At 58.2% G+C, this 17942-nt stretch carries 18 protein-coding genes and 1 pseudogene; 11 read left to right on the top strand and 8 right to left on the bottom strand.

Features of this window, described 5'->3' with window-relative positions:
* The first annotated feature begins 49 nt into the window (after positions 1-49).
* The 7 genes and pseudogenes from KZH41_RS12160 to KZH41_RS12190 all read left to right on the top strand — a co-directional run bounded on the left by KZH41_RS12160 (position 50) and on the right by KZH41_RS12190 (position 4955).
* On the top strand, positions 50-724 hold the full coding sequence (locus tag KZH41_RS12160; protein WP_318654903.1) for a hypothetical protein: 675 nt from the start codon (positions 50-52) through the stop codon (positions 722-724).
* Positions 725-1148: 424 nt separating this feature from the next.
* Positions 1149-1553 carry a hypothetical protein gene (locus KZH41_RS12165; RefSeq protein WP_263274878.1) on the top strand — a complete coding sequence of 135 codons (405 nt, stop codon included), beginning with the start codon at positions 1149-1151 and terminating at the stop codon, positions 1551-1553.
* Between the two features lie 134 nt (positions 1554-1687).
* Positions 1688-2880: pseudogene (locus KZH41_RS12170) on the top strand (IS4 family transposase).
* 223 nt (positions 2881-3103) lie between these two features.
* Positions 3104-3406, top strand: coding sequence for a hypothetical protein (locus KZH41_RS12175; protein WP_263274879.1), 303 nt, complete (start codon positions 3104-3106; stop codon positions 3404-3406).
* A gap of 178 nt (positions 3407-3584) precedes the next feature.
* Positions 3585-3830 (top strand): hypothetical protein, encoded by a 246-nt coding sequence (locus KZH41_RS12180; RefSeq protein WP_263274880.1) that lies wholly within the window; start codon positions 3585-3587, stop codon positions 3828-3830.
* A gap of 173 nt (positions 3831-4003) precedes the next feature.
* Complete coding sequence (locus tag KZH41_RS12185; protein ID WP_263274881.1) at positions 4004-4555, top strand: DUF6990 domain-containing protein; 552 nt, start codon at positions 4004-4006, stop codon at positions 4553-4555.
* 154 nt (positions 4556-4709) lie between these two features.
* Positions 4710-4955, top strand: a complete 246-nt coding sequence (locus KZH41_RS12190) for a hypothetical protein (protein WP_083359004.1) — start codon at positions 4710-4712, stop codon at positions 4953-4955.
* 88 nt (positions 4956-5043) lie between these two features.
* Here KZH41_RS12190 and KZH41_RS12195 read toward each other — a convergent pair whose 3' ends face one another.
* From KZH41_RS12195 to KZH41_RS12210, 4 genes are all read right to left on the bottom strand, one after another.
* Positions 5044-5346, bottom strand: coding sequence for a DUF6124 family protein (locus KZH41_RS12195; protein ID WP_242155542.1), 303 nt, complete (start codon positions 5344-5346; stop codon positions 5044-5046).
* A gap of 475 nt (positions 5347-5821) precedes the next feature.
* The gene (locus KZH41_RS12200; protein ID WP_263274882.1) at positions 5822-7162 is read right to left on the bottom strand and encodes a c-type cytochrome; all 1341 of its coding nucleotides are present in this window, start codon (positions 7160-7162) and stop codon (positions 5822-5824) included.
* A gap of 16 nt (positions 7163-7178) precedes the next feature.
* The gene (locus KZH41_RS12205) at positions 7179-9416 is read right to left on the bottom strand and encodes a xanthine dehydrogenase family protein molybdopterin-binding subunit (protein WP_242155548.1); all 2238 of its coding nucleotides are present in this window, start codon (positions 9414-9416) and stop codon (positions 7179-7181) included.
* Positions 9416-9868 (bottom strand): (2Fe-2S)-binding protein, encoded by a 453-nt coding sequence (locus tag KZH41_RS12210; protein WP_094951512.1) that lies wholly within the window; start codon positions 9866-9868, stop codon positions 9416-9418. Before KZH41_RS12210 ends, KZH41_RS12205 begins: the two co-directional genes overlap by 1 nt.
* A gap of 287 nt (positions 9869-10155) precedes the next feature.
* Between KZH41_RS12210 and KZH41_RS12215 the strand changes: the two genes are divergently transcribed.
* Positions 10156-10896: a hypothetical protein gene (locus KZH41_RS12215; RefSeq protein WP_094951511.1), complete on the top strand. Its 741-nt coding sequence runs from the start codon at positions 10156-10158 to the stop codon at positions 10894-10896.
* A gap of 4 nt (positions 10897-10900) precedes the next feature.
* On the opposite strand, the gene KZH41_RS12220 is transcribed toward KZH41_RS12215, so the two are convergent.
* The gene (locus KZH41_RS12220; RefSeq protein ID WP_176462954.1) at positions 10901-11326 is read right to left on the bottom strand and encodes a septation protein IspZ; all 426 of its coding nucleotides are present in this window, start codon (positions 11324-11326) and stop codon (positions 10901-10903) included.
* A 211-nt stretch (positions 11327-11537) separates the two neighbouring features.
* On the opposite strand from KZH41_RS12220, the gene KZH41_RS12225 reads away from it, so the two are divergent.
* Positions 11538-11828: a hypothetical protein gene (locus KZH41_RS12225; RefSeq protein WP_094951509.1), complete on the top strand. Its 291-nt coding sequence runs from the start codon at positions 11538-11540 to the stop codon at positions 11826-11828.
* Positions 11829-12095: 267 nt separating this feature from the next.
* Positions 12096-12596 (top strand): hypothetical protein, encoded by a 501-nt coding sequence (locus KZH41_RS12230; RefSeq protein WP_176462953.1) that lies wholly within the window; start codon positions 12096-12098, stop codon positions 12594-12596.
* 49 nt (positions 12597-12645) lie between these two features.
* Here KZH41_RS12230 and KZH41_RS12235 read toward each other — a convergent pair whose 3' ends face one another.
* On the bottom strand, positions 12646-13197 hold the full coding sequence (locus KZH41_RS12235) for a helix-turn-helix domain-containing protein (protein WP_176462956.1): 552 nt from the start codon (positions 13195-13197) through the stop codon (positions 12646-12648).
* Between the two features lie 80 nt (positions 13198-13277).
* Complete coding sequence (locus KZH41_RS12240) at positions 13278-13436, bottom strand: hypothetical protein (RefSeq protein WP_176462952.1); 159 nt, start codon at positions 13434-13436, stop codon at positions 13278-13280.
* A 268-nt stretch (positions 13437-13704) separates the two neighbouring features.
* Between KZH41_RS12240 and KZH41_RS12245 the strand changes: the two genes are divergently transcribed.
* Complete coding sequence (locus KZH41_RS12245) at positions 13705-15819, top strand: TonB-dependent receptor family protein (RefSeq protein WP_094951507.1); 2115 nt, start codon at positions 13705-13707, stop codon at positions 15817-15819.
* A gap of 139 nt (positions 15820-15958) precedes the next feature.
* Here KZH41_RS12245 and KZH41_RS12250 read toward each other — a convergent pair whose 3' ends face one another.
* Entirely contained in the window at positions 15959-17791 is a 1833-nt protein-coding gene (locus KZH41_RS12250; RefSeq protein ID WP_094951506.1) for a sigma-54-dependent Fis family transcriptional regulator, read from the bottom strand.
* Positions 17792-17942 lie beyond the last annotated feature (151 nt).

The following is a 17942-nucleotide window of genomic DNA, read 5'->3' on the forward strand; positions in this document are numbered from 1 at the left end:
TTCCGAATTGGCACACTGGATGCGTTACTACCAAGTAGGCATTTGGCAGTTGTTTTTTTGGGCGGGGCAGTTTGACGTTTTGGCTAAAGCCGTAGGTAATGACAGACGCCAACAAAACTACAGCATCCAAACCGCTGCCAACATGATGGCCGCCATGGCGATTCTGGGCTGGAAGGAAGCTGTCATCCACCAAGGCTATTTGACCCATGCGGCGCTCAACCGTGGTCATCAACTGGTCATCGAGTATGAAGAGGAGCACCGCCGCGCCCAAGCCTTTATGCTGCGTGTGTTTGCCGATTGGGTGGGCGATGTCTCGCATCAATGGCCTGCTTATGCTTACGACGAACCCATCTACGAAGCCTTGTTGGCCAAGTGGCGCACTCCCAGCCCCGACGACCTGATGCCCTGCCTGTTGGCCGCGTGTGACCGCCACACTTGGCAAACCGGCAAAGAGAGCCAGAAGAATTCTTACGACTTCAATCAGGACTGGCACTTGGAGCGCGTGCCGGTGGAAATTCTCTATATCCTGCGCCTGCGCCAGTGGGAAGGTTTAGCCAATCCGCAGAAGATTGATCATCCGCTGCTGGCCGTGCCCTTTGACCAATTGCCGCCCGAGCAGCCAGTGCTTGAGTTGGACGAGTTGATGCAAGGTGTGCTAAAGCGCGCAAGGGAAGACTGGCCACAGTACGATGAAGTGTTGTCGTTGCCAGCATTGAAGAGTTGAATAGGTGCAAAAGTAGCAGGCGAAGTCGGCCCAAGTACTGTTAAAGATGTAGATGTTGTTGCTAACGAAGGATCTAAAGAACTTCAGTTATTACTTGACTTTTCAAATGGGCGAAACCATTTGAGCATTATGCCAAACATTCTCAAGGGGTCATATTGGGCGGCAAGGGTAAAGCAACAGCGAAGCCAGATGGTGCGGATGTACGAGAATTTACTTCGTTAGACTCTTACGTTAATGTCGCACGATCTTTTTGGTCTCCCGCTGCTCGGGGAGGAGTACTGCAAGGAACTCGAACAGATGGCTCCATACTTAGATTTGAACCGTCGACTGGATACTTTGGTGTTATGAGAGGAGGAAAAATAAATACCTTCTTTAGGCCAAGCGGTGATGCTGCCGCACAGCTAAAATACTTTAAGGATCAGCTATGAAAGATGAAAGTGTATTTGAACTATGTTCGAGTGTTTTAACACGCGTTGGGTTTGGTGGTGAAAGTCTAATATCTTTAATTCAGAAGTGGAGGTTTTTTATTGAGGAGTGCAAGGGTGGATATCGTTGGGATTATTCTGAATACCTTAATGATATTAGGTTTAGGTCCTTGCTGCAGCGTTTGCTAGAAGAGCCAAAAATTGCTAGCGCAGATGAGTTTAGAGAGCTTTTTGATGAGTTGGCTTGCCTTGATGATATGTTTAAGAGTCTGCTGCAGCCCGACCTTTTTATAGGTGCGGGTGAGAGATGGTGGGAGAGAGGTGTATTGATTCGTGCTGGAGAAGAATATTGCTTTTATATGAAGGCGGCTCACGGAATTGTGGTTGAAAATATGGATTGTTGAACACAAAGGAAACTGGGAGTAAAAAGGGGACAGATTCTGAGGGATCCCCACAAATCCACTCCAAGCTCATATTGAAGAGGCCTGCATGAGTCGGCAACTTGGTTTGCACCACACAAAAACAAGAACCCGAACCCATGCAGGCCATCCGATTTTTACACAGAGCGTTCGCTCAAGCACTGCCTTCAATCCATTCTCGCCGTCTAACCACGCTGATGAGTTGTGTCAGTTCGTTACTGCAAGGCCGTCGCCTGACGCTGACAGCGCTGGGGCGTTTCATGCCAGGTCAGGCGTATCCCAAACATGCGATCAAGCGAGTGGACCGATTGTTGGGTAATCAACACCTAAGAGCAGAGCGGCCACTGTTTTACTGGGTGATGCTGCGGGCATTGTTGGGCTCCTTGAAGCATCCTTTAATTTTGGTCGATTGGTCTCGAATTGATGCGCCTGGCGATGCCTTCTTGTTGAGAGCCGCAGTCCCGTTTGCGGGACGCTCGTTTCCTATTTATGAAAGCGTTCATGAGCGCGAGAGTTGCCCAAAATACCAAAGCCGGCGGCTCAAAATGTTAGCCGAATTACTGCCTGATGGATGCGTTTCAGTCCTGGTCACTGATGCAGGCTTCCGGCGCCCCTGGATGCAGGCCGTAGCGGCGCAGGGCTGGTATTACGTGGCTCGCATACGAAATCGGGAGCTTTATCGTCGCGAAGAAAATGACTGGCAACGGGTAAAGAATTTGTACGCTCTGGCCACCTCATCACCTAAGTCGTTAGGTCGTGTAGAGATGACACGTAGCGCCCCTCACTTCGTCGATTTGTACTGCGTCCGTCACTCAGCTAAGGGCCGCAAACACCAACGCGTTACAGGCTCAATCGCCAGAAGCAAGCTAAGTCGGCAGTCCGCCATACGTAAGCGCGAGCCGTGGTTGCTTGCCAGCAACTTGCCGCAAAGCGAGTGGAACCCAGCAAAAATCGTGGCGATTTATAAGCGGCGTATGCAGATCGAAGAAGGCTTCCGAGATGTGAAAAGCGAGCACTTGGGGTGGGGCCTGAATCTGCATCGAAGCCAATGCCCAAAGCGCATTGAAGTGCTGCTGTTGATTGCCGCCTTGGCCAACTACCTCATCTTCTTAACAGGATTGCAGGCACGGGAGAACCAATTGGAACGGCGCTATCAAAGCAATAGCCTCAAAGAGAGGCGAGTACTTTCATTGTGGCGTTTAGGCCGGAATATTGGCGCAGTTGCACAGGTTTCGGTGACCGAGAGCATTTGGAAATATTGGAGCATGCTCTGCGCGATGAGATGCATCATCAGGCGCAGAGTTTGGAGTAGATTTGTGGGGATCCCTCAGGGTCTGCCCCGACTTTCCCTCACCATCATGTTAGAGATCGCAGATCGTTCCCACGCTCTGCGTGGGAATGCCGCCTGGGACGCTCCGCGTCCCGCCAGCCCACGCATGTCTCGAATGCTGCGTACGGGTGACGCAGAGCGTCACGGGATGCATTCCCACGCGGGAGCGTGGGAACGATCTATATAAGATTCCAGAGGTTATATAGTGATTACTCAAGACCTACAGTTAGTGAAGCAGATTTTTGAGTTGCTAGATGCTGGCATCGTGGATGGCTACGACTCGTTTTGTTATGAGGTAGTAGTAAGCGTGGGGTATATGGAAACTGTTCTTACTGTCGAGAAGGAAGGGGGTCAGGTGACGGATGCAGAAACGGATTACAATGGCGCAATCCTCTATCGTTTGGTGAAGGAATTGAGGGCGTGCGCCATCAGACGTGGTGAAAATTGGAATTCGTTTGTGATGACTTATACGCGTGGTGGACAAGTTAAAACCAAGCTCAATGCTTGATTGATAAAAAGTCTTATATCAAAAAGTATCTGTGAAAGCGGACTAGAAAGGGCGAGGCTATCTGTTTGGCTTTGCTCGGTTATTCAGGCGGGGAAAAAGGGATAAATTCATTTGGTTTTTTGATTGTGTTCGGCCAAATAAATGTGTTCCCTTTCTGCTATGCATCTAAGTGGTGTTTATGGATATTTTGAGTAAAGAGAGCATTGCCAGCGTCACGCTGTTTGATGTGAGGGTGTCGGAGAGCGAACTGATGGTGTTTGCCGACTGCATGAGAATTGTGATGGAGCACTACACCGATTCTCAGATTGCCGAGATGACTGTGTGTGAATCTAAGCAAGAGCTGTCTTACTTTCTGTCCGGGGTGACGGATGTCGTGAGAGAGATGGAGAGGCAGGAATATTTGCCTGATCGGTTTAAAGCCTAGCGGCTGGGTGGGAGGGCTATTCGCTCCGGTGTTCAGGCACGAAATAGGGGGCAGACTACGGTTTTGTAAAGGTAATCAAAATTGCTCTTTGAAACATGTGAATGGTAGTCTGACTCCTATTTCCACTCTAACGGTATTCCTATTGAGGTTATGAATTTCCCCGGGGCCAAGTGATGAAAGAAAAAGATGTTGTTGCAATTTTGAAGGAGCAGGGCTGGACCTGTGGCAAGGATGAGGTTGGTGATTATTTTTGCGTCACCGATATCGGAGGGGTTCAACTTCAGATTATTCCATCGGTGGGTAAGCGCTCGGATCATTTTCGGGTTTTGCTTATGTCCTCCGTGTCGTCCACAGAATTTTCGGATGCTGTTTCCTTTATATCGGGTGATAGGGGCAGTCATGCGCCGATTATCGTTAGCAATGAAGCACCGGAGAAGTTGTCTGTTTTTTCTACTGATGATGTCGTTAGGCTTTCTGAAAAGGCTGCATCTTGGGCTCGCTCTCAGAATATTGACGAGGGGTTGAAGATTTATAGAGAGCTGCCAAGCGATGTTAAGGGTGCAATGCCCCTCCAGCATCTGGCAGCTCTGGCAATAGCCGGTGATAGTGGACGTTTGGACGAATACAAGAAGAGTTTTGAGAAGGGCGATAGGCTCGGGTTCGTGCCTTACATTACCTCCGATATGATTGGTAGAGCACTGATGATAGCGCAAGGAAGTAAGTAATCATTCTGTAAGAAACCCAGCCAGCAGCTGGGTTTCTTATAGTGGAAAAGTAGAAGAGAAAAGGAAAAGAAAAAGGGACGGATTTATTTGATTTTTTGATTATGTTCGACCCGATAAATTTGTTCCTTTTCTGCTATGAATCTAAGTGGTGTTTATGGATATTTTGAGTAAAGAGTGTATTGCCACTGTCACGCTGTTTGACTTGAAAGTGTCAGAAGGTGAACTGATGGTGTTTGCTGATTGCCTAAAAATTGTTATGGAGAACTATAGCGATTCTGAGATTGCCGATATGACAGTTTGCGAGTCGAAGGAGGAGCTTTCTTACTTTCTTGCAGGTGTCACTGAGGTATTGAAAGAGATGGTGAGGCAGGATTACTTACCTGATCGGTTCAAATCCTAGCCTGTGCGTGAGAGGGCAATACCCAAGTAAAGTTTAACGTGGACTCATGTGGGAGCAGGCAAGCCAGCCCCCACAGTTTTTGCCGTGTTCAGGCAGGCGTTTTTGCGGGGTTCAGGCACTCAATAGAGCGGTCCACGGTGGTCTTGGCCATTTCCAGCAAATGCCACACCGCCAGAATCTTCGCCCGCTCGGGGTTAGGCAGTTGCTCACTGCAGTTGAGTGTCGTGGCCGAAGCGCTGTCGAGCAAGCTGGAAGTGTAGAGCAGGGCGTCTTCGAAGCTCAGGTCTTCGATTTGAACACCTTGGGTCGGCAGGTAATGGTCGATGGCGCGGTTGAAGGCGGCGCGGTCTTTGGTGGCATTGCGGGGTGGATCGGGGACGATTTTTTTCATTGTTTAGTACCTGTCTGATCAAGGAGCCGAAACTCTTCGCGACTAAACGAGGGTGGCGGCTGTACGCAGGTTAGTCGACCGGTCAGAACAGGAACCCGGCGCGCCCGAAGACGCCCTGCGCACAGCCACCATAACTTCTGGGGGACCATGCGCCTGTTCTGAAACCGAGCGACTAAACCCGATCACTGATGAGCAGTGACGGATCGCAGACTAGCCATCGATTCCAACAGGCACAAGGCGGCAGAGATTGTCTAGGAAACGTCCTGCAATTTAAAGCGACACGCCCTGCTGGCCCTTTACAAACCATGACCCAATACCACTAATCAGATCGTTCCTACGCTCTGCGTGGGAATGCCTCCTGGGACGCTCCGCGTCCCGCCAGCCCACGCACGTTTTGAATTCGGCGTATGGGTGACGCAGAGCGTCACGGGCGCCATTCCCACGCGGAGCGTGGGAACGATCTGCGATCCAGGCCTTAACGCATATGCAGAATAATCGGGCTGCTGCTCGCCGGGTCGGTGTGCCCGCGCAGCGTGTTCACCGCCGCTGCATCGACCGCACCGCCGTTGTTGCCCCACGTACCACGCACGTAAGTCAGCACCTGCGCGATTTCCGCATCCGACAATTGCTCCCGAAACGCCGGCATACGGTAGGCGTCCGGCACACCGGCGGTCACGATACGTTGTGAACCATTAAGCGTGATGTTGATCGCCGAGGCGCTTTCCTTGGCCAGTGCTGAGGTGGCGCCCGCCAGCGGTGGCATCCACTCCGGCTGGCCCTTGCCGTCCAGGCCATGGCAGGACGCGCAGCGGGTTGCGTAGGTGTGGGCACCAGGGGCGTCCGCGCGCGCGGTGGCCGCCTGATACTGCCACGGCGAACCGTCGCGCTGCGGGTCGCCGGGCAGGGACTTGAGGTAGCGGGCGATGGCGTTCAAATCCTCATCGCTCATGAACTGCGTGGAGTTATTGAACGCCTCGGTCATCGAGCCATACACCACCGCATGCTGGTTGCGCCCGGTCTTGAGGAACCGCACGATCTCGTCCTCGCTCCGGCGCCCCAACCCGGTGTTGTGGTCCTGGCGCAAGCTCGGTGCATACCAGCCATCGAGCAGAGCGCCAGCCAGGTAGGGCGCGCCGGACTCGTCCAGTGCCTTCTCGTTGAAGGCCAGGCCGCGCGGCGTGTGGCAACTGCCGCAGTGGCCGGGGCCTTGGACGATATAGGCGCCACGGTTCCACAGCGCGTCCTGGGCGGGGTTGGCCGCGTAGGTGGCGTTGGGTGCGAACACGCCGTTCCACAGGGCGATGGGCCAGCGCATGTTCAGCGGCCAGGGAATGCTGCTTTCGATGTTGGGCTGATTGGCCGGCTCCACGCCCTGCATGAAAAACGCGTACAGCGCACGCATGTCGTCATCGCTGAGCTTGGCGTAAGACGGGTAGGGCATGGCCGGGTAAAGCCTGCGCCCGCCCGGCGCGACGCCGTGGCGCACCGCACGGTCGAAGTCGGCCGCGGTGTAGGCGCCGATGCCGGTGTTGCGGTCGGGCGTGATGTTGGTGGCGTGAATCGCGCCCAACGGCGTGGCCATTTCCAGGCCGCCAGCGAACGGCGTCTTGCCCGGCAAACTGTGGCAGGCCACGCAGTCGCTGACGCGGGCGACGTACTCGCCGCGGCTGACCAGTGCCGGGTCCGCTTTGGCGGCGGGTTGTTGCTCAAAAGGCGAGGCGGGCTGGCGGGTCACGTACCAGGCCAGTACGCCTGCTGCGACCGCGCCGGCCAGCACCAGCCAGCCTGCGGTTCTTGCGAATCGGCGGTTGTTCATGCGCGTTCCTTGTCGGTCAGGCGAAAGTGTATCGGCTCAAAGGCAGGCTGCGGATGCGCTGGCCCGTCAGGTGCGCCACCGCATTGGCCACGGCCGGCGCCACGGCAGGCAGTGGTGGTTCACCGATACCGCCCATTTTTTCGCCACTCTCGACGATCTTCACGTGCACCTGCGCCATTCGCGACATAGGCAGGATCGGGTACAGGTCGTAGTTGCGCGCCCGTGGTTTGCCGTCGACGTACACCGCTTCCTCCAGCAAGGTTTGCGACAGGCCCAGGGCCACCGCGCCATTAACCTGCGCTTCGATGATCGCCGGGTTGACGATGCTGCCCGGGTCGATGGCTTCCCAGATGTGGTGCACCTTGACCTGGCCGTTTTCGATCGACACTTCGGCAACCACGGCAGCGTGGGAGCCGAACGGTGACGCCATGGCCACGCCACGCGCGCGGCGGCTGCCGTCTTCTGCGGTGTAGGGGCCACGCTTCCAGCCGCCGGACAACTCGCCCACCGCTTGCAGCAGGGTGGTCAGCCGCTTGTTGTCGCGTAGCAAGTGCAGGCGTAGCTCGTACGGGTCGTGCCCACCTTTGTCGGCCAGTTCATCGAGGAACGCTTCGTAGAAGAAGTCATTCAGCGAATTGCCCACCGAACGCCAGTAGCCGAGCATGGTCGGGCCTTTGACGTAGATCTGCGCGATACGCTTGTTGGGGATCGCGTAGCTTTTGCCCGACAGCCCTTCGAGGGCCGTGGGGTCGATTTTGTCGCCCTGTTTGCCGGCAATGGCTTCGCTGGGGCCTTCGGTGGCGCTCACGGCTTCAATCGCCAGCGGGAACCCTTGGGCGTCCAGCGCCGCGCGGAACTTGACCACGGCGACCGGGCGGAGCACGTCGCGCAGGAACTCTTCCTCACGGCTCCAGATCAGCTTGACCGGGCGGCCGACGGCCTTGGCCAGCGCGATGGCCTGCGGGTAAGGGTTGGCCGAGTCATACAAAAAGTGTCGGCCGAAAAAGCCGCCCAGCAGAGGTGAATGCAGGGTGATCTTCGCCGGGTCGAGGCCGGTGCGCTTGGCCATGTCGGCGCGGAACATATCCGGCGCTTGGTTGGGCAGCCAGACCTCCAGCGTGCCGTCGGGGTTGAAGCGTGCCAATGCCGACGGCGGCTCCAACTGGGCGTGGTTGACGTACTGGTTATGGTAGGTGGCTTCGACCTTGGTTTTGGCGTTTGCCAGCGCACCGGCTACATCGCCTTCGTTTTCATCGTCGCGGGCCGGGCCTTGCTGGGCGGCGAGGAAGTCGCGGTATTTGTCGCTGGAAAAATCCGCCGGCATCGCGCGTAGGGTCGAGTCCGCAGCGGCTTCCAGCCATTCCACTTGTAGGGCTTCTACCGCGCGCTTGGCGTGCCACCAGCGTTCGGCAACCACGGCCACGGCGCCGGGCAGTTGATGCACCGAGTGCACGCCTTTCATGGCTTCGACCTGCGCCTGGTTACGCAGGCTGCCCACGGTCATGCCCAGGCGTGGCGCATGCTGGACGGCGGCGTGGAGCATGCCGTCGACTTTGATGTCGATGCTGTATTGCGCCTTGCCGGTGGATTTGTCGTAGGCATCCAGGCGTTTCACCGGCTTGCCGATCCAGCGGAACTGGCTCGGGTCGCGCAAGGTGATGGTGGCCGGATCGGGCACCGGCATGTCCAAGGCGCGCCCGGCCAGTTCACCGTAGCCCAGCGAGCGACCGGACGCGGCATGCACCACGCGGCCGGGTTGGGTGGTCAACTGCGCCACCGGTACACCGAGCTGCTCGGCGCCGGCTTGCAGCAGCATCGCGCGGGCCAGGGCGCCGAGGCGGCGCATGGTCGGGTAGCTCATGCGCACCGACATGCTGCCGCCGGTGATGCGCATACCGTTTTCCATCACCACATACGCCTCGCCGGGCGGCGCGGCCTCGACGATGAAGGTGGCGGGGTCGGCGTCCAGTTCTTCACCGACAATCTGCGCCATCGCGGTGTGGGTGCCTTGCCCGCCTTCCATGAAGGGGCTGAGCAGGCGCACGCTGCCGTCGGGGCGGATCTCCAGAAATGCCGGCACCTGGGTGCCGCGTTCTGCCGGGTTGGCCGTGGCGGCGTAAACCCTGGCCGAGCCCAGTGGCAGGCCAAAGCCGATCACCAGCGCGCCCACGGCGGTACTGGCCAGGAAGTGTCGGCGCGACAGGTTGACCGGTTCGCTCAGGGGCGCGTCGAAGAATGCCTTGGGCGTGCTCATCAGACGCGCTCCTTGGCCAAATCATGCACGGCGGTGCGGATCGCGTTGTAGGTGCCGCAGCGGCACAGGTTGATCATCGCCGCTTCAATCTGCGCATCGCTGGGCGCCGGGGTGTGCTTGAGCAGCGCGGTGGCGGCCATCACCTGGCCGGACTGGCAGTAACCGCACTGCGCCACTTGATGCTCGACCCAGGCCGCGACCACGCGCTTGCCCACGTCATCGGCTTCAATCGCCTCGATGGTAGTGATCTCGCGGCCGACCACGCCTGCCACCGGCGTCACGCAGGAGCGCACCACGTTGCCGTCCACCAGCACCGAGCAGGCGCCGCATTGGGCCAGGCCGCAGCCGTATTTGGTGCCGGTCAGCCCCAGGTCATCGCGGATTACCCAGAGTAACGGTGTGTCCGCGTCGGCATCGACCTCGTAGGCCTTTTGGTTGATACGTAATTGCATGGTTCACCTGCTGATCAACGGTTGGTGTGGCTTTTCTTATAAGTGCCAGGCGATTGGTCGCCCATCGTTGAACTCTAGACCACGCGGCAAGGCCTATCTATCCAATCGCCGGAAAGTCCGGAGGATTAGGCAAGTATTCAACAGGATTGCACCACAGCTTCTGGCCTACGGACTTGTAGTCCTTTACTGATCTACGCCCGCGCGCTGCACTTTTTTTCATTCTTCTGATCTATCCCTGTCACGACCACGCCCATTCTGCGCGTGGACAGCAGCCAGACCCGGTGCCGATGGATCGAACGTTAATTGCTTTTATCACCCGATGGCCGCTGCTGATGGCGGCGGTGTTTGTGCTCTGTGCGAGCGGCTGCAGCCAGCAGGCAGGCCGCGATATCGCCAAGCAGTTCAGCGAGGGCAAACCCGACGAATTTTTTCAAACCAGCGTCGATCGCATGGCGACCTTAAGCATGCGCGCCAACCTGCAAAGCCTGTACCTGCTGATGAACAAGCTCTACTTGCGCAACCCCAGCCAGTGGCGGCAATCGGGTTACACGGATGCGGTGAGTGCTGCGCGGGAGATTCGCCAGGCCATCGAAAACCGTCAACCCTTGCCTGCGCTGGGGGACCGGCGTGACTTGGCGGCATTGAGCTATTCGTTGAGCCCGGAGTTTCGCGGCGACCGGGTCGGCGCGTTTATCTATGCCATCGGCAGCATGCTCGTGACGGCCCATGGTGGCCGCACCCAGTTTTATATCACCGACTCGATCAACCCGCAGTTTGTCAGCAACGCCGCGCGCAATATCGAGAAAGCCACCTGGCTGCTCAGCCAACGCCAGGACGCTAATGGCGTATTGCTGCTGTTTTCCAATGAGATCTCGGAGGAGGGCAGCAACTTAAGTTTTGCCGTTGAGTTCGGCAAAGTGGTCGCGCGCCTGGACCTGCTCGCGCAGATGCTTGATGAGCGTTACCGGCGTGTCGCACTGAATTACGCGCAGAGCTTGCTGCTGATGAATTTCCTGCCGGTGCAGTAAGCGTTTATGCCGGTTGGCGCCAGCCGACAGCCAGCACGCCGCCGATAAACAGCGGCGAGGCACCGTAGGCTTTGTAGTACAGCTGCACATCAAATGGCGCAAAAAAGGCAATCAGCGCGTTGACGATGGCCAGGCCGATAAACAGCAGTGAAAGGTGCAGGGTGAAGGTTCGCCATTGCGCCGGTGAGCGTTGCAACTGCCCGCCGAACACGCCGCGCAGCAGATTGACGCGGCATCCCACTTCCAGGGCCACGAGCAGCAGCGCGAATAAGCCGTACACGACTGTCGGTTGGACCCGCAGGAAACCTTCGCTGGGAAACACGAATAGACGCAGCGCCAGGCCGAGCAGCACGGCAAACAGCGAATACACAACAAGCGTGCGCCATAGAAGGCTGAAGGCCAGGGAAATTCGCTGCTTTGTCGTCGTCATGCGGTACATCCTGGTGGTCAAAAAGCCGCAAGTGTAACCCTTCGAGCGCGCGCCATGCCCCGACTGATCTGAATGGGCAAAACACATTGTGTTTAAGCCAGTACGGCGTTTCTCTCTCTTATGTAGGAAGTGGCCTATCTTGCCTTCCTCTGCTTGAAACACCTCCCGGTCGGCCATAGCCTCGGACTTTTCCTAATGATGAGTGCCTGACTTGGGTAAGCAAAAAACGGTTTGGCCTACTGAACGCGAAATTCGCCTGCGATTTATCCTGTTTGCCGTGATCGACGTGGCGAGTGCTCAAGGCGTCCCCGCCGAGGTGCTATTGCCCGCACACAAACTGCTACGCGACGCGCCCACCGAGGCGCAGCTGCTTGAAACGCTCGCCGATATTCTGGCGTGCGATGAGATGCTTGGGTTCAGGTTCCCAGCGGGAACGGAGGCGGATGATTTAATGTGCGCGTTGGAACGTGGGGCCGATACGACGAAGGGCGTGGTTTTTTAAACACTGTTTAGATCGTTTATTTCCTTACGGTTGGTCTCAAGACCTGAATCGCATATCCACAGCGACGTTTATCGGCATAAACAAGAGTGTTTAGACGTCGTAGCAACGCTCCGTCCGTCATCACAGCCTGCGCAGCTGTTCTGATTAACTAAGCTTGCCCCCGAACAGCCATTTTTGCTGCTCTGCCGCCGTCTTGCGCCGCTGCCCGGCGTCTCTAGAATCGGCGCCAGACCTTAGCCATTTGCTGTCGATTACGGAGTTTCGAACATGATGAATGCAATGCAGATGCCGATGAACACCTCCATGCCAATGATGCCGATGATGGGCATGCCGATGATGATGGCCACCCTGCAATGTGAAATGGCCGGCGGCGCCATGATGTGCACCATGAAGCCTGCGGCCGGGATGGACATGGCTCAGTTCAAGACCAACGCCGAAATGATGGCGATGATGATGAACTGCGGTATGCCGATGATGATGCAGTGCGCCAACATGACCATGATGTGCATGTCGGCCGACGCCATGAAAATGATGACTGACATGAACATGCCGATGATGGCCATGGGCATGTCGATGCCGATGATGAAGTGCATGATGGAATGCACCCTGATGGGCGACAGCCTGCAGTGCAAAATGATGCCGATGCCTGGCATGAGCATGGCCATGATGGAAAACTGCTGCATGCTGATGAACAAGCTGATGAACGACTGCGCGATGCCGATGATGATGAGCTGCAACGGCATGCCGATGATGTGCTGCACTTGCTGATAGATCCCGCAGCATAAAAAACGCCCCGATGATTCGGGGCGTTTTGCATTCAGTCCAGACGTTCCGGGTAGGTGATCACCAGGAACGCCACCGCCTCACTGTCTGCCGGGTTGCGGTAGCGGTGGGGCTGGTCGGCGTAGAACAGAATCGAGTCGCCGGTGGACAGCAGGTAGCGCTCATCGTTGACGCTGACTTCCAGCACACCTTGGGCCACCACCAGGTTTTCCTGGATGCCGGGGCCATGGCCTTCGGACACTTCTTCGCCGAGGGCCCGCAGGCGTATTTCATAGAATTCAGATTGGCGTGCCGTGTCGTAGGGGAACAACGCACGGCTGACGAACGCGCCGTTGGCACTCACCAGGCGTTTGCTCTGTTGCGCCGGCAACACCTCGACACCTTCAAAGGCACGGTCTTCCAGAAAGGCCGCCACCGACACCTTCAAACCCTTGGCGATTTTGCACAGCACCTTGATCGACGGCACGCTGCGGCCGGATTCGATCTGCGCCAGCATCGCCCGGCTGACGCCGCAGGCACGCGCCAGGCCGTCCAAGGAGAGGTGGCGTTTGCTGCGTAGGCGTTGCAGGTTCTGCGCGACACACAGGCTGGTGTCGTCATCATCAAGGCCGGGCTTTGGAAGGGGTTCGGGCGGTTCGGCAAGCACGTGTAGGAAATTTATCGGCGTTACGCCCGGCGCGTATCACTGGACGGCGCCGCCTGTACGGTAAACACCGCAAGCCCGGCACGCGCCGCGTACATCGCCCACATCAACTCGGCCGCTGCACGTGCCTGGCGGCGTTTACGGTGGAGGGTGAAGTCGATGACGGTGGCGGATGTTTGCATGGGGGCGATCTCTTGGGGCCTGGTTGGCCCACGTAAATGACTCAATGGCTCCACAGTAATGTGTAGCGGTTATTTCTTTAAATACTGAGTTTGCATGTGTTAATTCGTTTTTGGACTTAAAAAAACGCGTCGGACGCTGTTGTGGGAAGGGGCTGGTCCGTTAATCAGGCGTGACCTGGCAGGCCTGCCTGGCTTCCCATCACTGTTCGTGTGATGGCCGCCCACTTGGTCTGTGCCTGTCACGCCCCCGAATTCGAAGGACTTGCCCATGCTGTTGCGTCAACCTCCGCTGCTTTTTGCCACCCTGACCTTGAGTTCGCTGGTGCACGCCGACGCACTGCAACTGGCGCCGGTCGAGGTCACCGGCAGCGAAGCCAGCGCAGGTGAAGTGGCCCAGGCGCAACTCAAGAGCGTGCCCGGCGGCACTCACTACATCGACATGAACAGCGTGCAGCAGGGCCGGGTCAGCACCAACGAGGATGTGTTCAAGTACCAGGCCGGGGTGTACGCCAAGGCGGCCAACAATGAAGGCGTGAAACTCTCGATCCGCGGTTCGGGCTTGAACCGCAGCCCGGGTTCCCACGCCTCTGGCTTGTATGAAATGTTCGACGGTTTGCCGCTCACCGGCCCCGGCGGTACGCCGTATGAACTCAAAGACCCGCTGTGGCAAAGCCGCGTCGAGGTGCTGCGCGGCGCCAACGGCTTTGATCAGGGCGCGCTGGCCTTGGGTGGCGCGGTCAACTACGTGACGCGCACCGGCTACGACGCGCCCACGCTGCAAGTACGTTACGACGTGGGCAGTCGCGGTTATGCCCAGCGCGAGATCAGCTCCGGGCAGGTGCTGGGCGATGCCGACTACTACATCAGCCTCACCGACTCGGAGTCCGACGGCTACCAGCACCAGAGCGCCGGCACGGGCAAGGGCGTGGCGGCCAACTTCGGCTACCGTTTCAACCCGGACCTGGAGACGCGGTTCTATTTGCGTTACCGCGAAACCACCAACGACACGCCCGGCAAGCTGACGCGTTACCAGATCAGCCACACGCCAACGGCCGCCAACAGCCTTAACGCCGCCCGTGATTCCAAACGCCTGCAGCCAGGCTCCACGTGGATCGCCAACAAGACCACCTTGCAGTTGGATGACAATGCCCGCGTCGAGGTCGGGCTGGCCTATCACGACTACCCGATGGACCTGCGCGAGGGCACCAACCGCCTGAAAGTCGCCTACACCGATATCAGCGGCACCCTGAATTACATCCGCCAGGACACCGTGTTCGGCCACGACAGTAAAACCACGGTTGGCCTGCGCACCACCCAGGCGATGCCGAATAACGGTGCCTCGGAATATGTGCGCGTGCCTTCCACTGATCCCACAAAGTATTACGCGCCCGGCACCAAGACCCGCGATTACAGCTATCTCGGCTCGGACACCGTGCTGCATATCGGCAACGATCTGGAGTTGGTACCGGACCTATGGCTGACCACCGGCCTGGCCGCGATCTACACCCGCCGCGAAACCCAGGTCACTTACCCCGAAGGGCAGGCGCCGCTCAGCCAACATGATTGGGACTACGCCCCGCGTATCGGCCTGCGCTATGACTTCACCCCGCAATTGCAGGTGTACGGCAACCTCAGCCGCTCGGTCGAGCCGCCGCATGCGTGGTCGATGATTTGGGGTTCCAACAAGTACTTTTCGAGTGGTCCGGCTAACGGCTTAGCGCGTGAAGGCGTCAGCCTGCGCAACCAAACCGCTACCACCCTGGAGTTCGGCGGGCGAGGCGAGCAGTGGTTCGGCCAGTGGGACCTGGCGCTGTACCGCTCCGAAGTGCGCCACGAATTGCTCACGGTGGAAACCCAGGCTGCAACGATCAATAGCAGCGCGATCATCGCCGAAGCCAACGCCAGCCCCACGGTGCACCAAGGCGTAGAATTGAGCGTGCTCAGCCCACTCTGGGACGGCGGTCGCAACGGTCAGTTGGCCCTGCGCCAGGCCTACACCTACAGCGACTTCCACTATCGCGACGACGAGCGTTTCGGCGACAACACCTTACCGGGCATCCCCAAGCACTACTACCAGGCGCAACTGCGCTACAGCCACCCGACGGGTTTCTACACCAGCCTCAACACCGAGCATTCATCCCGCGTGGCGGTGGACTACGCCAACACCTACTACGCGGCGGCCTACACCACCCTCGGCGCCACCTTTGGCTACGACGCGCCCAAGCAGGACTGGCAAGCCTGGGTCGACGTGCGCAACCTCACCAACCGTCGCTACGCCAACACCGTCACACCGGGTTACGACGACAAGGGCCTGGATATGGCGCGGTCCACACCGGCAGACGGGCGGGGCATCTACACCGGCGTGTCGTGGCGCTGGCGTTAAGCAACACCTGTATGACCCTCTCGCCACAGGAAGCCCGCTCGGAACAGGAGGCCCACTTGCCACAACAGCTCCCACTCGCCACAACCACTGGCGTGTAACGCCCAAAAAAACACCACGGGTGCAGACCTGCCGCGCTAAGTCAGCTTTCGTGCTGCCGCAGGCGCTTGTACAGCGTATTGCGGCTGACGCCCAGTTCCCGCGCCAAGTGGGAAATGTTCCCGCCCGCCGCCTTCAGGCGTTGCGTCAGGTCGATGCCATCCTCGAGAAACTCGCTGGCAGGTAATGGCGCCGTCACCTTCAAGTCCACGAAAAAATCATCCGGCAAATGCTCCGGGCGCACCGGCTGCTCCTCGGCCATCGCCAGCGCCACCTGCAACACGCTGCTTACCTGGCGCAAATTCCCCGGCCACGGGTGCTGCTCGAACAACGCCAGCACCTCGCTGCTCAGCCCGGCCCATTGGGTCGGTTCGCGGTGCTGCTGCCACAACTGCTGGAACAGCGCCTGTTTGTCGGTACGTTCACGCAGCGGCGGCAGCTCCAGGGTCAGGCCGCCGATGCGGTAATACAAATCCTCGCGAAAGCGCCCGGCCTGTACCCATTCGCGTAGCGCGCGGTTGGTGGCGGAGATGATCCGCAAGTCCACCGGGAACAGCTCGCTGCTGCCCACCGGTTGCACGCAGCGTTCCTGCAGCACGCGCAGCAGGCGGGCCTGGGTCGGCAGCGGCATATCGCCGATCTCATCCAGGAACAGCGTGCCTTTGTCTGCCTTGCGGATCAGGCCGATGCTGCCTTTCTGATTGGCGCCGGTGAAGGCGCCTTTTTCATAGCCGAACAGTTCCGATTCGACCAATTCCGCCGGAATCGCCGCACAGTTCACCGCGATAAACGCCTGCGCGCTGCGCGAGCTGGCCTGGTGCAGGGCTTTGACAAACACCTCTTTGCCGACGCCGGTCTCCCCGTGAATCAGCAGCGGAATGTCCTTTTCCAGCAGGCGCACGGCCTGACGCACGGCTTTTTCCACGCGCACATCGCCAAAATGCAGGGTGTTGAGGCCGATCGACGTCGGTTTTGCGGGGGCCGTTTTGCTGAGCTTGGGCTCACTGAACACGCGCGCCTGCACCGGCATTTTCTTCGGCCGCTTCAATAAACACTGAAACCGATTGCGTCCCGCCGCTTGCAGCGAGAACGGCATGCCTTCCGGCTGATTCAACAGCTCCAGCAGCGACACCTTGAACAAACTGTCGATCAGCACCCGCGACAGGCTAATGCCCAGCAAATTATCCGCGCGACGGTTGGCCGACAGCACTTGGCCGCTCTCGTCAAAAATCAGCAAACCCGCCCATTGGCTGTCGAGGTTGTTCAGGCCGGTGTTGAAGGTCAGTTGGAAGTGCTCGCCGCGAAACAGGTTGAGGATCAGCCGGTTTTCCACGGTCTGGCTCATCATCTTGACCATGCCCAAGGTGTGGGAGGGCGGCAGGTAGCTGTCGCTGGACACGTCCAGCACCGCGATGATTTCGCGCTGGGCATCGAAGATCGGCGCCGCCGAGCCGGTCATGAAGCGGTTGGCCTTGAGGAAGTGTTCGTCATGCTCGATATGCACCGCCTGCGCGCAGGCGAGCGCGGTGCCGATCGCGTTGGTGCCGCTGCTGCGCTCCTGCCAACTGGCGCCGGCACTGAAACCGCGCGCCAGTTTCGGCTCGATAAACCGCTGGGTGCCCCACGAAGTCAGGACCTGGCCCTGGTTGTCGGCCAGCATGATCAGGCAGTTGGAATTGCTCAGGATGTTTTCGTAGTAGGGCAGCACTTCCTGATGGGTGGTCTGCACCAGCGAATGCTGGCTTTCCAATAACTGGCTGATGCCCTCGGCGGGCAGTTGGTCGAAGCTGGGCGTGCTCTGGTGGTCCAGGCCAAATGCGCGGCAACGCCGCCAGGACTCCTGGATAAGGGTGTCGTGAGCCAAGGGTTCGGCCATGGGGCGACCTTCATTTTTATTGTTGTGGGGTCAATCTGCTGGAGGAGCAGTTTTAAACAGGTGGGAGCGGGCAAGCCCGCTCCCACCTTTAGATCTGTGTCGCCCATCAATTGTTGTTCACAACTGTTCATTGCCAACCCCGCGCCTGTTC

The organism is Pseudomonas sp. YeP6b (genome assembly GCF_025642995.1).
Lineage (GTDB): Bacteria > Pseudomonadota > Gammaproteobacteria > Pseudomonadales > Pseudomonadaceae > Aquipseudomonas.